The organism is Methylobacterium sp. WCS2018Hpa-22, assembly GCF_031843785.1.
Taxonomy (GTDB): Bacteria; Pseudomonadota; Alphaproteobacteria; order Rhizobiales; family Beijerinckiaceae; genus Methylobacterium.
In genome coordinates, this window is the sequence record NZ_JAVTJA010000003.1 from 90,116 (window position 1) to 103,440 (window position 13,325).

The 13,325-nt window shown below is 62.4% G+C and carries 17 protein-coding genes; 5 read left to right on the forward strand and 12 right to left on the reverse strand.

Annotation, left to right across the window (positions count from 1 at the left end):
- Nucleotides 1-301 precede the first annotated feature (301 nt).
- Nucleotides 302-874, forward strand: coding sequence for a hypothetical protein (locus RQI43_RS04900; RefSeq protein WP_311274410.1), 573 nt, complete (start codon nucleotides 302-304; stop codon nucleotides 872-874).
- Here RQI43_RS04900 and RQI43_RS04905 read toward each other — a convergent pair.
- The 4 genes from RQI43_RS04905 to RQI43_RS04920 all read right to left on the reverse strand — a co-directional run bounded on the left by RQI43_RS04905 (nucleotide 871) and on the right by RQI43_RS04920 (nucleotide 3,884).
- Nucleotides 871-1,065 (reverse strand): hypothetical protein, encoded by a 195-nt coding sequence (locus tag RQI43_RS04905; protein WP_311274411.1) that lies wholly within the window; start codon nucleotides 1,063-1,065, stop codon nucleotides 871-873. The genes RQI43_RS04900 and RQI43_RS04905 overlap by 4 nt on opposite strands.
- A 259-nt stretch (nucleotides 1,066-1,324) precedes the next feature.
- On the reverse strand, nucleotides 1,325-1,798 hold the full coding sequence (locus RQI43_RS04910; protein ID WP_311274412.1) for a hypothetical protein: 474 nt from the start codon (nucleotides 1,796-1,798) through the stop codon (nucleotides 1,325-1,327).
- On the reverse strand, nucleotides 1,782-2,429 hold the full coding sequence (locus RQI43_RS04915; protein WP_311274413.1) for a hypothetical protein: 648 nt from the start codon (nucleotides 2,427-2,429) through the stop codon (nucleotides 1,782-1,784). Before RQI43_RS04915 ends, RQI43_RS04910 begins: the two co-directional genes overlap by 17 nt.
- 318 nt (nucleotides 2,430-2,747) lie before the next feature.
- On the reverse strand, nucleotides 2,748-3,884 hold the full coding sequence (locus tag RQI43_RS04920) for a phage major capsid protein (RefSeq protein WP_311274414.1): 1,137 nt from the start codon (nucleotides 3,882-3,884) through the stop codon (nucleotides 2,748-2,750).
- Nucleotides 3,885-4,748: 864 nt separating this feature from the next.
- Here RQI43_RS04920 and RQI43_RS04925 point away from each other — a divergent pair.
- Nucleotides 4,749-5,126 (forward strand): hypothetical protein, encoded by a 378-nt coding sequence (locus RQI43_RS04925; RefSeq protein WP_311274415.1) that lies wholly within the window; start codon nucleotides 4,749-4,751, stop codon nucleotides 5,124-5,126.
- Nucleotides 5,127-5,138: 12 nt separating this feature from the next.
- Here the strand turns inward: RQI43_RS04925 and RQI43_RS04930 are convergent, their stop codons facing one another.
- Entirely contained in the window at nucleotides 5,139-5,573 is a 435-nt protein-coding gene (locus RQI43_RS04930; RefSeq protein ID WP_311274416.1) for a hypothetical protein, read from the reverse strand.
- 191 nt (nucleotides 5,574-5,764) lie between these two features.
- On the opposite strand from RQI43_RS04930, the gene RQI43_RS04935 reads away from it, so the two are divergent.
- Both RQI43_RS04935 and RQI43_RS04940 read left to right on the forward strand, forming a co-directional pair.
- The gene (locus tag RQI43_RS04935; protein ID WP_311274417.1) at nucleotides 5,765-6,079 is read left to right on the forward strand and encodes a hypothetical protein; all 315 of its coding nucleotides are present in this window, start codon (nucleotides 5,765-5,767) and stop codon (nucleotides 6,077-6,079) included.
- Between the two features lie 148 nt (nucleotides 6,080-6,227).
- Nucleotides 6,228-6,464, forward strand: a complete 237-nt coding sequence (locus RQI43_RS04940; protein WP_311274418.1) for a DUF2188 domain-containing protein — start codon at nucleotides 6,228-6,230, stop codon at nucleotides 6,462-6,464.
- A gap of 112 nt (nucleotides 6,465-6,576) precedes the next feature.
- Here the strand turns inward: RQI43_RS04940 and RQI43_RS04945 are convergent, their stop codons facing one another.
- The 4 genes from RQI43_RS04945 to RQI43_RS04960 are packed head-to-tail and all read right to left on the reverse strand — an operon-like array spanning nucleotide 6,577 to nucleotide 9,479.
- Entirely contained in the window at nucleotides 6,577-8,031 is a 1,455-nt protein-coding gene (locus tag RQI43_RS04945; RefSeq protein ID WP_311274419.1) for a phage/plasmid primase, P4 family, read from the reverse strand.
- Nucleotides 7,979-8,836, reverse strand: coding sequence for a bifunctional DNA primase/polymerase (locus RQI43_RS04950; protein ID WP_311274420.1), 858 nt, complete (start codon nucleotides 8,834-8,836; stop codon nucleotides 7,979-7,981). Before RQI43_RS04950 ends, RQI43_RS04945 begins: the two co-directional genes overlap by 53 nt.
- Complete coding sequence (locus RQI43_RS04955; RefSeq protein ID WP_311274421.1) at nucleotides 8,833-9,216, reverse strand: hypothetical protein; 384 nt, start codon at nucleotides 9,214-9,216, stop codon at nucleotides 8,833-8,835. The genes RQI43_RS04950 and RQI43_RS04955 overlap by 4 nt, the downstream gene beginning before the upstream one ends.
- Nucleotides 9,213-9,479, reverse strand: coding sequence for a hypothetical protein (locus tag RQI43_RS04960; RefSeq protein ID WP_311274422.1), 267 nt, complete (start codon nucleotides 9,477-9,479; stop codon nucleotides 9,213-9,215). The genes RQI43_RS04955 and RQI43_RS04960 overlap by 4 nt, the downstream gene beginning before the upstream one ends.
- A gap of 219 nt (nucleotides 9,480-9,698) precedes the next feature.
- On the opposite strand from RQI43_RS04960, the gene RQI43_RS04965 reads away from it, so the two are divergent.
- Nucleotides 9,699-10,088, forward strand: a complete 390-nt coding sequence (locus tag RQI43_RS04965; protein ID WP_311274423.1) for a DUF6538 domain-containing protein — start codon at nucleotides 9,699-9,701, stop codon at nucleotides 10,086-10,088.
- A 17-nt stretch (nucleotides 10,089-10,105) separates the two neighbouring features.
- Here the strand turns inward: RQI43_RS04965 and RQI43_RS04970 are convergent, their stop codons facing one another.
- The 3 genes from RQI43_RS04970 to RQI43_RS04980 are packed head-to-tail and all read right to left on the reverse strand — an operon-like array spanning nucleotide 10,106 to nucleotide 13,325.
- On the reverse strand, nucleotides 10,106-10,873 hold the full coding sequence (locus RQI43_RS04970) for an ABC transporter ATP-binding protein (RefSeq protein WP_311274424.1): 768 nt from the start codon (nucleotides 10,871-10,873) through the stop codon (nucleotides 10,106-10,108).
- 11 nt (nucleotides 10,874-10,884) lie between these two features.
- Nucleotides 10,885-12,234 carry an ABC transporter substrate-binding protein gene (locus RQI43_RS04975; RefSeq protein WP_311274425.1) on the reverse strand — a complete coding sequence of 450 codons (1,350 nt, stop codon included), beginning with the start codon at nucleotides 12,232-12,234 and terminating at the stop codon, nucleotides 10,885-10,887.
- 32 nt (nucleotides 12,235-12,266) lie between these two features.
- On the reverse strand, nucleotides 12,267-13,325 hold the full coding sequence (locus RQI43_RS04980; protein WP_056433919.1) for a branched-chain amino acid ABC transporter permease: 1,059 nt from the start codon (nucleotides 13,323-13,325) through the stop codon (nucleotides 12,267-12,269).

Genomic DNA, 13,325 nt, shown 5'->3' on the forward strand with positions numbered 1-13,325 from the left:
ACGAGAGGGGCGTCGGATACGTTCAAGCCGGTAGTTGTTGGCTTGTTTGAGCGGTAGCATGGATAACTGCCGTATCCCGCCGCGTCGACTGCGCGCTTAGACGGGTGCGCGAGCCGAATGGTAGATGGGGGGCGGACGAAGGACTGGCAGGTATGGGGCCGTCGCTAGGTAAAATGGCGGCCTTATTGCACTGTCGAACTGACACGCATCCCCATCGTCGGCGGCATTTTTATCCGACGGACTTAACAATGATGGTCAGAGTTGCTAATTGAGAATTGAAAAAATTCAGGTAGGATTTGTCATGGGTTCGAACACCAACCACTCACCGCCGAACTGGAGCAATGTGGAAGAAGAAGTTGCAAAAACAATTCTTTCACAAGGCGAAACATATCTAAAGGCTCAGATGCAGTTCGCTCTTGATGCTGACAAGAGGGCGCTAACGCTTGCGACTGGATGCATAACATTCTCGACCGCACTGTTCGCGGCCGCTCTTGTTGTTTATAATAACAATATCTCCCAGTATATTGTCTGGTCCTTAGGTGTAACATCCATCTGGGTATTAATTGCAGCTTATTTCTGTTTTTTTGCTGCTCGTCCTGTGCCATTTGCGCTGCCTGGGAGCCGACCAGCGCTATGGTGGGATGTCGCCGGAGAGAGTCCAGTCTCTCTCATCGGCGGCGAAACAGAAAATTATCAGGAAAGAATAGAAACTAACTCAACTTTTTTAAACAAAAACAGCAGGTACGTGAGGATTGCCATGATTATGTTTGCATTAAGCCCTCTGGTCTTCGGGGCGACCTATTATATAAAATCAGGTCTCGGCGTAAGCGGTATCAAAACATATATTTGTGAATCAAGCCCGATTCAACATTAATCGTCTCTACTCTTAACCTCTAATGGAGCTTGCCCCGGCTTTTTGCCCTTTTTATTATTGTCGCTGGTTGTGTTGCTTGGGTTTTTTACATGATCGCTTCCGTGGATGATTTTATGCTGCTCATTTAAATGCTTGCTCGGCTTTGTCGCAAAATGCCCGCCCGCTGGTTTGTCCTTGCCGTCCTTGGCCATTTGTGCTGGTCCTATCGAATCAGATCGTTGTCTCAGGTAGGGCTGCGTAGCATTTCTTGGCCCTAGAATAGTAGCTTCTATTCACACAGCGCAACGTTGCCAATAACCTTTCCGAGCGCGGCTGATGGGCGACGCCCCCGCTGAGTGAAGCGTGCGGACGAAGATCATGCCGTATGGCATGCGACAGTTGTCCTCGTTCCAAGCGGCTTTGGCGGCGTACTGACGAGGATAATGAGTGACTACGAAGTCGCGACTCCCCCTAGGTATCCCGCGCACTTTCGAAGCCGTTCGACATAAGCCGTCCGCCTCTCAGGATCGGACTGGTGATCGCTGCCGCCGCTGCCGCTTGCGTGGCCACGCCGGCGCCGATGCTCAGGACTTCCAGCAGGCCGAGGGCGTAGTATTGCCCTGCTGCCACAGCCGCCACGGTTAGGGCGATGGTGAGTACGCTCTTCAGAGCGTCGCCCTGGGGGACGATTCGAATGAGGACATGCATCCCAGCCTTGGCGCGGACGCGGTGCCAATGCTCGGCTTCGACAACATGGCCGTCGATCGTCACGCGGATGTAGCTAGGGCCAAGCTCGCGAGCTGCTGGCAGCGTCTCGTCCACCATCTCGGCGATCGTCTGGCCCGGTAGAAAAGTGAGCTTCACGCGATCCCGTGTTGGGTCCAACATGTGCGGGATTGCAAGAACCTGAATCGTGTTCGGTAAGGTCTCAGGCTGCATCAGCATGCACTCCCACGATCGGCTCGTCCCAGCGGTGAACGATGCGGGTCGAGATGCCGTCTCGCGTCACGCTGCTGAGCTGGACAAAACCGCCGATGATGGCCTCCGGGTGTCGGCGCTGCATCTCGATGGCCCGCACGCCCCAACGGGCCGGATCGAGCTCGTCGCCGGATGTGACGTCCCCGTAGGCCTCTCGGAACTCCGCCTGGATCTCCGGGGTACTCGGCCATAGGGAGCAGTCGCCGTGGGTGAGCGCGACCCACGGTTCGGCGATCCGTTCGCAGGTGGTGACGCTGAAGGCATCCGGCCCGGTCGTCTCGGAGATGCCGGCGACGACGAGGAGTACCTCAGGCGTCCCTTCGCCGATGAAGACTTGAGATGCCTCCACGACCGCCTTCTGGAGCAGGGTCGGCGCCCACTGCTTCAGCTCGTCATAGGTGGTCACCGAGAGCAGTAGGTTCGACAGGATCAGCGGCGACCACATCAGACTGCCGCTCGTCGCGATCACGGCGTTGAGGTGCGGGACCGGGAATGCCTTGCAGGTGCTGGCCGCGTAGCGCGAGCCGTCCCGACACGTGGCCCCGTCGGTCAGCATGTGAACCGAATCGCTCTGCTTGATGACGTTGATGGCTGTCATGGATCGCCCTGCCTGTCGGGTGAATGGCTGGAGAAAGTAAGTCCCGGCCGGGCCAGTACATCCGTGGTCCCGGCCGGGAGGTTCGGCGCTCCGAAGCGAAGCGCTGAAGAGATCTGCCGGCCGCGCCTCTAGGGAAAAGGCCGCCGGCTCTCGCTGTTGTTGCGGACACCGTGCGAGTGGTCCGGCGGGCGCGAAACACGAAGCTACCCGCAAGCTCGGAAAGGGGGGGGGCGCCGGCCCCGGCGCCAGGTATCGACAGGGCCGGCGCTAGGGTCCGGGAGGAGGTTTCGCGGCCTGATGGACCGGACCCATCTCGAATTAGGTGCTGACCTTGAGGAAACGCACCGCGTTCGGATCGAGGACGCCGCCGCCGACGCGCTTGCGGGTGTAGAACAGCACGTAGGGCTTGGCCGTGTAGGGATCGCGAAGAACGGTCGTGCCGAGCCGGTCGTTGATGACGTAAAACCGGCTCCAATCGCCGAAAGCGATTGGCAGAGTGCCTGCCCCTACGTTCGGCATGGCCTCGTCGAAGTACACCGGCTTGCCGAGCAAGGTCGGCGGCTGGCCCAGAATGAACGACGGCTGCCAGAGGTAATTGCCCTGGCCGTCCTTCAGCCTCGACACTGCAGCGATGGTGGACGAGTTCATGAGGAACGAGGCGTTGGCCCGGTAGGGTGCTGCCAGCGAATAGACGAGGCCAATCAGGCCGTCGCCGGTCAGGGCCGTCGCCGCGCCGGAAACCGTCACGCCCGGCTCGCCGCCCGGATGCAAAGTCGTGCCGGTGCCGACGTAGGATAGGAAGCCCTGCGGCTTGTTCACGCCATCGCCGGAGACGAACGCGACGCTCTCTTGCCGGTTGAACTCGTCCGCGACCTCAAGAGCAAGCCAGTCTTCAAGGTTGATCTGCGAATCCTCCAAAAGCTGCTGCGTGATGGCCGGCTGCGCGTAGAGTTCACCCGTCTTGAAGTTGATAGGCGACAGGGTTGGGGTCGTGGTCTGCGGTCGAGACGCGGTCTCACCGACCCAGCCAGAAACCCAGGCCGAGTTGTTCCAGAGGGTAGAGTAGCCGGCCGTCGTCGTGCTGACGACACGGCACAAGGTGCGGAGAGAGCTTTCCGCCCGCAACGCCTTGCTGATCCGTCGATCCCATTCGACAGGGGCCACATAGCCGCCATCGCTGTTGGAACCGGTGCTCATGGCGGCACGGATGATCGCGCGTTCGCCGGTCCGGCTCGCGGCGTCGAGTTCGCTCTCGTTGTGGCCCCTCCGGGCGTAGGTAGCGAATATTCGGCTGTATTCCGGATCGGGAGGAGCCGCGCCGTCGAGGGCGGCGACGTTCATCCCGGCAGCGGCAAGCTGCTTCTGGATGCCGTCATAGGCGGTCTGCATGTCGCCGAAACGGGCATCATATCGGGTCTGAAAGTCGTCGACCGACTTGGTGAGGTCGGCGAGCACCTTGCGCGGATCGGGCGCCTCGGCGCGGATTGCAGGTAGGCCGTCGGGTCGAGAATTAAGGAAGGCGCGCGGGAATCCAGCAGAGGCCATCACCGGGCCAAGCATGGCCTTCGGATAAGGCTTTGAGGAAGAGGTTCGATGATTCAGCATGGGTGATCTCTGATCAGAGGAGGACATGGCACTGCCACTGGCGTTGCCTGCAGCGGACCCGCGCTCACACTGGCGGCTTTGCCTCGCCAACGGCCTCGATCCATCACCCTCAGATGCGACAGCGCCAGGCGTGCCGTCCCCTTGGGTCTCGCAGCGTTCTCGGCAGCGCCTGGCGTACCGAAAGGCCGGAGTTTAGTCGGTCCCTCGCAGAGGTAACCTCTGCAATCATTATGGCAGCGCCCGGCGTGCCGTACTGTGACCTGCAACAATCAATAAGGATGGTAGTAGTTCCGTCAAGCTCTTTCGATGGACGGTAAACTAGTGGGATGAGGGACGCACATCATTTGCGCCATTAAGATCGACGTCAGTTGCTCGCGCCAGTCCGCCGACAAGTTTCGCTAGTTCCTCAATCAGCGCTTCAGGTTCGACTGCGCGAGACCATCGAGATAGGCCGGCCGCGACCATGGCGCGACCATTCTCGGCATCACTCACACCGCGATCTGCGAGGCGTTCGCTTGCCGCCTCGTAGGCTCGGACGGCTCGGCGGGTGGTCTGAGGGACATCGGTCATCGAATTTTCTCCTTCCCCTTAGGGGGCGCGATGAAGTTGGGGTGGTGCTAGGGCCAGGATCCGAGATACGGTCTTTGATAATCCTGAGCCGTACAGGTTGGGTGGGACTTCTGCTCTTGCAGTCGCGTTGATCGGAAGTCTCATATGCGCATCCTGCCTGCCACGGGTCGTCGACTGATCCGCTACAACGCGTCTTTGCGTACAGTAAAAGATGTCATTTCATCATCCAAGGTTGAGCAATTCTCAACGGGCATTTCTGCTACTCCAATAGCCCGACGTGGTACGTGGCGGCGATGGCTGGCCAAGCAAAATCTTGAGATGCGTGGTTTTGTTCAATTGGACTGGAGCCTCAGCCGAGATGAAGTTCTAAACTATGAGCGATGGCTATTTGAAAATCTCAGCGCGCATCGCAAGTATGCAAAACAAGCTCACGACCGGCACCAGCCAAACGCCAGTCAGCACGATGAACAATGCGTTTATCTTGTATGGTGGGGGTCAATGCCTGAGGAATTAGACGCCTAAAGGTCTTGAGCACTATTCACTACCTTTCCGCGCTTGTGGAGGCCGCGGGGTGCGGAAAACGGATGCCGGCGTGCCGGTGTCCAGCAAGCCATCCCACCCACCACCGGCAGCCTTCTCAGCGGCGAGTGCTGCCGCGGCCTTTTTGCCAAGCGGCGGGGAGGGCGGGGCGATCAGCCGAAGATCCTGCGCCAACCTCCGGCTAGTTGCCGTCGTCGCCTCGATGGCCCGGACGATCTTCAGGTAGCTGTTGGGAAACTCGGCCTTCGCCGCCCGATCGCGGAGCTCGACCAGCCTCAGCCGCGCCGACACGTAATCGGCCACGGTGTCGAGTTCCGCCTCCGAAACCGGCGTGCCGAGGCTCGAACGGGCTGCGATCACCCTGCGAAACTCGCGCTTCTCGGCCCGTTTCATCCAGGTCGGCGGGCACAGTGCTGCCTTGGCAGTCATGGCATTCCCCTCTGCGAAAGATGGAAAAATCGGCGGACAGTCGGCGGGACGTCCTTACCGAGACCCCAGCGAAAACCGTCAGCAGCGAAAAAATCTGTGCATGCGATCCCATGCGGTAGCGTGGTCTTAGGGCTTGGAACTTTGGGGTACCCCACCGTCGTTTGTGATCTGAAGATGGATAGGAGATCATTTTGAAAAAGAAAGCGTATGTTCAGAAGTGGCATGTCCTTATGAATGGGGACTTGGCCAAAGGTGCGTTGCTTCAACTGACGCCTACTCCTCAACCCGAGCACCCTCGTTTTCCTGCGGTAGGCCACGAGTTTGATTTTGCGCATCCCGTAAATTCCTGGCTGAAAGGCGTGGTTACCGCCGTGGCGGGAAGAACGGTAACGATAGACATTGCTGACCGCGACCCCATTGTGATTGTGCCTGCGGATCCAAGTAAGCCGGGGTATCGAGTGGAAAAAATGGGTGACATGGAGACTTTTCCTTGGGAGGTCATCTGACTAACCCGCATTAACTCGCTCGGTCTCAGTCTGCCCAGTGCGATTGGCGGAATAACTTTAGAGCAAGCAGGTGGGGCCGCCTTCGAATGCGGAGTCGACTCTCTCCCAGCTGAGTTCCATTCTGCCAATCGTTACTCAGGAGGTATTCATGGCTCGCGAACGCATCACGGTGAACCCAAACAAAGGAAAAGGGTGGACCGTCAAACAAGGCGGGGAGGTGATCGCCAATCCAAAGACGCAGCAGGCCGGCATCGATAAAGCAGTGCGGGAAGCGAAAAAAATCGAGAAGGATGGTGGCAAGGCTCAGGTCCTCATTAAGAACCGAGAAGGCCAAGTTCGAGACGAGAGGACCTATGGAGACGATCCCAATCCTCCGAAGGGCTGATCGAGCGGCGTGTTGGCCACCACTATGCGCAAATGATGCGGATTGATGCGGGTTTTCCGCATAACTCTCATACGCGCGCCCGCGCCTGTGCGTGCAGTAGGGTAGATCCGCATCAATCCGCATCATTCCCCCCATGGTGGTGGTCCGGACGCACCTCGACGCCAGCAAATCCCTTGGTTCTCGTCCCAAGGCCGGTCGGGACATTACTAAGCTTCTTGAACCCGCGCTTCTCGAAGCTCTCCGAGAAGGCCTTCAGCGAGCCGACCGCTTCGTTGTTGCCGAAGGCATACTTCGACCAGGAGTCGAACAACTCCTTCGTGGTGGCCTTCCGATACGGGTTCCCTCGATCTACGATGCACCGCTCATCCAGCCACTGGCTGAAGGTGTCCTGCGCGGTGAAGTACTCGTCGGTGGCGTCCTTCACGACTTCGGGCCGAACCAGACGGTTGGCCTGCCAGTCCAGGCATCCCTCGATCATCCAGCGCAGGATCGCCGGCCATTCCGCCTGCAGCTTTTCCTCAAGCCTTGGATCAGGCACCGCGGGCTTGAACAGGAACGGGAGTAGATTGAACCGGCGCCGGGCGGCATCATCCACGCTGGACAGGCCGGGCTTGTTGTTGCCGATAATGAGCAGCTTCAGGACGGGCGTGAACTCGAACTCGTCCCGTCGCATGTAGCGGGCGCGCATGACGTCGCCGCCGGTGAGCTGCTTGATCCGGCTCTCGGCCCACTGGCGCCCCTGCTCGGTCTCGGATGCCGTGACGAGGCGAGCTCCGCGCAACGCCGCGATCTCGGTCGGGTGCCGATCGTGCTTGGCCGCGGTGAACGTCTCCATGGCAGCGTTCAGGGCGTAGTCCCGTAGGATGCCGGCCAGGACATGGATCAGCACGCCCTTGCCGTTGCCGCCGCCACCGAAGGCGAAGCACAGCGCCTGCTCGCTGGTGTCGCCCGTGAGGCAGTACCCGGCCCACTGCTGGATGAAGCGGATGTAGCCCGCATCGCCCTGAGTGACGTCCTGCAGGAACTGCAGCCAGGTCGGACAGTCTGGAGTTTCCGCCGGCGTGACCGCAGTCAGCTTCGTGATGCGGTCGTTCCGGTCAGCGGGCCTGAGCTCGCCCGTCTTCAAGTTGACCGTCCCGCCAGGCGTACCCAACAGCCAGGGATCGCGGTCCCAGCCTTCGATCGTCACAGCAAAGACAGGATCGGATCGACAGAACCGCTCGACTCCACCAGCAAAGCTCGTCTTTGAGGCGATGAAGCGGGTCTTCGGATCCTCGTCCGCACATAGTTCTCGGGCGAGCTCGCGCGCCCACTGGAAGGCTTTACCCTGACGGTTCGGCACCCAGGCCGCTCCGGTCCATTCATGCCATTTGCCGGTGTCGTGGCAGAACAGCAGTTCTCCGGCATAACGCTCGGCGAAGGTACGGGCGGCATGGTCTTCGGTGAGGAGGTCGCCGTTACCGCCGGGGCGGGCGGTCCGGGCCTGCTCAAAATCGAACAGGCGATAGATATCGTCAGCGCCGGCCGTCATTGCGTGCCTCCCTGCGTCTGAGTTCGGTTCGGGCAATCGAGCCGACGGTTTTCGTCACCTCCTCCGGCTTCATCGGCGGGACGCACCGGACCATGTTCCAGGCCTGGACGAGCTGATGCGCCACTTCCGGATCGACGTAGCGGCGCAACAGGTGGCCGGTGAGGCTGGTCAGTGACTTGTTGCGATCGCCTTCGGTCACGCCCTCGGTGACGAGCTTGCGCCAGTAGGAAGGATCTCGGCCGGTGCCAGCCTTCGGCTGCGCCAGTGCCGCAACCATCCAGGCCGGCATCGGGGCAGGCGGAACCTCGTCGGGGTGATGATCCACCGACCATTCATAGGACCGGCCGGAGGCATGGAGGCTCGACGGGGCGACGATGTACCCACCGATGCCGCGGATATCGAGGCCAGGGGCCAAGTCACCGGCTGAGTTGCGGATCTCGACGCCGGGCGGTGGCCGAAAGAAGATGTGCTGCCCGCCGCTGCCGGTGATCGAGCGACATGTCTCCGGCAGGGGACCATGCTCCTCCTCCAGAGCCTGCAGGCTCTCATCCCCGCCGTGACGCGGATCCACATCGAGGACAATGGCCGCGCCCGTCACCAGGCCAATGTTGGCGTATGGCGCACTGGTGAACCAGCGCCGGACGATATGCTCCTCGTTCGTCGCGTTGGTCAGGCCGCGGGGCGCCAGCTTCGCCATCGGGTGTTTGCCCGCGTCGGTGCAGTCGGCCTTTCCGCAGGTGCAGACGAGACGGCCATCGGGAGCGGGCCGCATTCCGTGGAGCGGGAAGACCCGGCCGCCGCGGTTGGCGAGATAGAGGGCTGCTTCGAGACGATCGCTCATGGCAGCGCCTCCATCGCCTTCCGGAGGCTGGTCTCGATCTCCGCATCACGATTCGTGCGGCCACGCTCGTAGACCCAGAGGCAGACGTCCTCCGGCGCGTCGCAGTCGAGATCGGCGAGCCCGATGGTGAAGACCCGGCACCGGATGCCCTTCCGGATCTGCCGAACAGATGTGTACCAGCGCATGCCGGGCGTCAGGTCGTTGCCGGGATGGAGCAGCCGGATCATCTCGACCTCGGCCACGGAAGAGACGCGGATGCGATGGTTCCGACCTGGCCGGCGCTCGAAGAACCGGGCGTCGGACAGGATGCTGGGCTCGTTGTCGGCGGTGAGGCGCTTCAGGCGGCGCTGGCCGGCGCGTGGCAGGCGGGCAATGCTCATGCGGCGCCTCCCTGCAGGAAGGCACGAACTTCATCGGGCCCGCGGAAGAGGGCAGTGACCGTGCCGTCCCGGTCAATCAACGCAACGAGACGACTTGCCAGCGCAGGGCGCGGGGCGGTATTGTTCAGTTCGAGGTTTTTACCAGAGACCTTCCGTTTAGCGCCGTTGCGGGCCTTCACCCCCGCGACGGCGTTTTTCGTTTTTGCCTTGTCCGGCACCCCGATTTTGGTCGGGTTTCCCCTTCTAACCCTTTGATATTGCATAACCGCTTTTCTCCTCGTTCGGAGAAAAAGCGTTGTTATTTCAATGGGGCAGGGGGGACTCTGACTCCTCTAGTCGAGGTTCGAATCCTCGTCCCCCAGCCACTGTCACATCTAAGTCATTCAGATCATTGAGCTCCTCGCGCAGTCGCCCTGCGGTGTGAGCCTGTTGCTACACACCGCTGCTACACAAGGCACCCAGCCAGGTGCCGAAGGAGCGGAGTGGCACCGATCGCGAATGTCGTCCTGCGTGGACGCACCTTTCATTTCCGCCGACGCATACCGGCTGGCCTGCAGCCGAAATTGCGCCTCACCGAGATGGTACGCAGCCTCGGGACATCGGACGCGCGGACTGCCAAGCTGCGGGCCTGTCAGCTATACGTCGCGTCAGAGAATATCTTCTCGACCCTGAACGCGACGCCGATGCTGACCGACGCCCAACTCGCCCGCCTCGTACAGGATTTTTACGGGCTGATTCTCGATCAGGAGAACCAGGGGCGTCTGACGCGCGGCGCAATCCCGAACGACATCCGTGAGCGCCGCGTCGCTCAGTACGAGACAATGGCGGCACCCCAAGCGGTCGTGTTCGGCTCGCTCATCGCCTGTCCTTGATCGAGAATGGGAAATGGTCAGTGCCGCGTCGCCGTCGCAGCACCCCCGAGGTAGATCTCGCCGAGGCGGCCGCTCGCGGCGAGGTCCGCAGCCGGGCCGGCTTCGACGACGCGACCGCTCTCCAACACGTAGGCACGGTCGGCATAGGCCAGAACGAGGTTGGCGCTCTGCTCGGCGAGGAGGAAGCTCACGCCCTCCTCACGGTTGAGGCGACGGATGATCTCGAAGATCTCTCCGACGATGATCGGCGCGAGCCCCATCGACGGCTCGTCGAGGAGGACCAGGGTCGGGCGGGTCATCAGCGCCCGGCCGATCGCCACCATCTGCTGCTCGCCGCCGGACGTGAGTCCGGCCTTGGCCGAGCGCCGGTCGCGCAGGCGGGGGAACCACGCATAGACCCGCTCCAGGTCGTCCGCGAGCTGCCGCCGGCTTGGGCGGCGCAGGAAGCCACCCGTTCTGAGATTCTCCTCGACGGTGAGCTGCCCGAAGACGTGGCGGCCCTCGAGCACCTGCACGATGCCCCGCCGCACCAGATCGGCCGGATCGAGGCCGGCCGTCGACTCGCCCCGCCAGCGGATACTACCGCCCCGCAGGGCGCCACGCTGCGGTCCGAGCAGGTTCGAGATCGCCCGCAGCGTCGTGGATTTGCCGGCGCCGTTGGAGCCCAGCAGCGCCACGATGGAGCCTTCCGCGACGGTGAGCGAGACGCCGCGCAGGGCGGGCCCCGCCTGCCCATAGGAGGCATCGATGGACTCGACGGCGAGGAAATCGTGCGACCGCGTCATGACGCCCCCTATCAGCGTGCGCTGGCCTCGGAAGATTCGGCCGTGCGGGGGACGATGCCCTTCTCCTTCGCGTAGGCCGCGGCGCGCTCGTAGATCAGCGGCAGCAGGAGTTCGCGGTCCGACTTCACCCAGCCGTTGCTGACGATGGCCCATTTGGCGCCGTCCCATTGCAGCACCTTGCCGGCGCCGCCGCCCTCGTGATCCTTGATCGAGAGCTTGAGGGGCTGCACCAGCCCCTCGGCGCCGATCTGCTTCAGGCGGGCTTCGTCGAGGACGAGATGTTCGAGGCCCCATTGAGCCTCCTCGCCGGTGATGGGCCGGTAGCCGAAGCGCGCTTGCGCCGTCCGGATCGCCTCGACGGCGATGATCGTCTCGATGATTCCCGAATTGTAGTAGACCGAGCCGAAGCTCTTCGCATCCCGCAGGTCGCTGCGGTTCTTGTCGACGATCTCCGTCTTGATCTTCTTGAGGATCTCGAAATCCTGGCCTGCGGGAAAGGGCGTGATCGCCAGATAGCCCTTGCCGACGCTCCCGGCGGGCCGGACGTCCTCTTCCGATCCCGACCAGATCCCACCGATGATCCGGTTGACGGGAAAGCCGGTCTTGGCCGCGGTCTTGATCGCCACCGGCGTCATCACGCCCCAACCGCGCAGGAACACCCAGTCCGGCTTGATCTGACGGACACGCGCCCATTGCGCGGACTGGTCGTTGCCGGGATGGGGCACCGGGATCTGGATGTTCTCGAACCCGTATTCTTTCGAGAGGATGTCGAGGGGCGTCTGGGTTTCCTTGCCGTAGGGGCTATCGTGATAGATCGTGGCGATCTTGACGCCGTTGAGCTTGTCCTTTCCGCCCACCCGCTCGGCGATGTAGTTCACCACCGAGGAGGCCTCGCTCCAGAAACTGAAGAGCACCGTGAAGCTATAGGGGAAGACCCGTCCGTCGATGGCCTCGGTGCGGCCGTAGCCGGTGGTGATCAGCGGGATCTTGTCGGCCACCGATTTCTCGGTCAGCGCCTTCGAGACCGGGTCGCCATGCGGTAGGAAGACCGCCACCGGCGACCCGTTCTTGCCGCCCTTCACCCGTTCGTAGCACTCGACCCCCTTCTCCACCGCCCATTCGGTCTCGCACTCGTCCCAGAACAGCTTCACGCCGTTGATGCCGCCTTCGACCTCGTTGATGTAGCGCAGGTAGTCGATCACCCCCGCCCAGGAAGGGATGCCGGAGGACGCGTAGGCGCCGACCCGGAAGGTCGCCAGCGGGAAGTACTGCTCCTTCGCCTCCCCGGCCGAGACAGGCGCCGCCAGGGCGAAGGAGGCCGCGACCGCGGCGGCGCGGATCGCACGGGTGAGGATCGTCATCGGGAAACTCCGGGAGTGTAGGGGCGAGGGGATCAGGCGCGCGCGGCGAGGCGGCGCCAAAGGCGGCTGGCGAGGGCCGACAGGCCGTCCGGCTCGTGGATCAGCAGCCAGACGATCAGGCCGCCGAAGAGGATGTGCTGGAGGTTCTGCAATTGGCCGCCATCGATGGCGCCTCCGAACGCGATCCCGGCCACGTGGCTGAGGAGGATCGGCAGCAGGACGATGAAGGCCGCGCCGATGAACGAGCCGGCGAGGCTGCCCATCCCGCCGATGATGATGACGAACATCACCTGGAACGAACGGTCGAGATCGAAGCTGCGCGCATCCACCGTGCCGAGATAGGCGAAGGCCCAGAGCGCACCGGCGATGCCGCAGACGGTGGCGCCGACGAAGAAGGCCTTGAGCTTGGCCTGCACAACCGGGATGCCGATCACCGCGGCGGCGGTGTCCATGTCGCGCACGGCCATCCAGATGCGGCCGGTCTGGCTTCGCACCAGGCGCCACGCCACGGCCGTCACCAGCACCACGGTGCCGAGGGTGAGGAGGTAGCGCCCACCCGGCCGCGACAGGTCATACCCGGCGATGGCCAACCGTGGCGCCGAGATCGTGCTCGATGAGGCGTAGTTGGAGAACCATGGATACTGGTTCAGCACCCACTCGATCAGGAACTGCGCGGCCAGTGTCGTCGCTACGAGGTAGAAGCCTTTGATGCGAAGAGACGGCAGGCCGACGACGAGCCCGACCATACCGGCGATGAGGCCGCCGAGGACGAGACTCACCGGCAACGGCAGTTCGGGCACCCGCAGGAGCAAATTGTAGGTGGCGTAGGCCCCCGCCGCCATGAAGGCGCCGGTGCCGAGCGAGGCTTGGCCCGCATAGCCCATGGTCAGGTTGAGGCCGAGGCCCGCGAGCGTCATGATCAGGAACGGGATCAGGATCGCGTTGAGCCAGTAATCGCTGGCAATGGCCGGTACCGCTAAGGCGGTGGCGACGAGGAGCGCCAGCATCACGGCCCGGGCCGGCAGGATCGGGACGATGACGCGGCGCAGGAATGCGGGGGCGGGCATCATTGAGGCCGAGGCGGGGGGCAT

Coding starts and splice junctions, on each gene's coding strand:
- RQI43_RS04940 (WP_311274418.1), top strand. CDS start 6,228: ATGGCTCGCGAACGCATCACGGTGAACCCAAACAAAGGAAAAGGGTGG.
- RQI43_RS04910 (WP_311274412.1), bottom strand. CDS start 1,798: ATGCTGATGCAGCCTGAGACCTTACCGAACACGATTCAGGTTCTTGCA.
- RQI43_RS04970 (WP_311274424.1), bottom strand. CDS start 10,873: ATGACGCGGTCGCACGATTTCCTCGCCGTCGAGTCCATCGATGCCTCC.
- RQI43_RS04900 (WP_311274410.1), top strand. CDS start 302: ATGGGTTCGAACACCAACCACTCACCGCCGAACTGGAGCAATGTGGAA.
- RQI43_RS04915 (WP_311274413.1), bottom strand. CDS start 2,429: ATGACAGCCATCAACGTCATCAAGCAGAGCGATTCGGTTCACATGCTG.
- RQI43_RS04960 (WP_311274422.1), bottom strand. CDS start 9,479: ATGCAATATCAAAGGGTTAGAAGGGGAAACCCGACCAAAATCGGGGTG.
- RQI43_RS04905 (WP_311274411.1), bottom strand. CDS start 1,065: ATGGCCAAGGACGGCAAGGACAAACCAGCGGGCGGGCATTTTGCGACA.
- RQI43_RS04975 (WP_311274425.1), bottom strand. CDS start 12,234: ATGACGATCCTCACCCGTGCGATCCGCGCCGCCGCGGTCGCGGCCTCC.
- RQI43_RS04950 (WP_311274420.1), bottom strand. CDS start 8,836: ATGAGCGATCGTCTCGAAGCAGCCCTCTATCTCGCCAACCGCGGCGGC.
- RQI43_RS04980 (WP_056433919.1), bottom strand. CDS start 13,325: ATGCCCCCCGCCTCGGCCTCAATGATGCCCGCCCCCGCATTCCTGCGC.
- RQI43_RS04925 (WP_311274415.1), top strand. CDS start 4,749: ATGCGCATCCTGCCTGCCACGGGTCGTCGACTGATCCGCTACAACGCG.
- RQI43_RS04930 (WP_311274416.1), bottom strand. CDS start 5,573: ATGACTGCCAAGGCAGCACTGTGCCCGCCGACCTGGATGAAACGGGCC.
- RQI43_RS04955 (WP_311274421.1), bottom strand. CDS start 9,216: ATGAGCATTGCCCGCCTGCCACGCGCCGGCCAGCGCCGCCTGAAGCGC.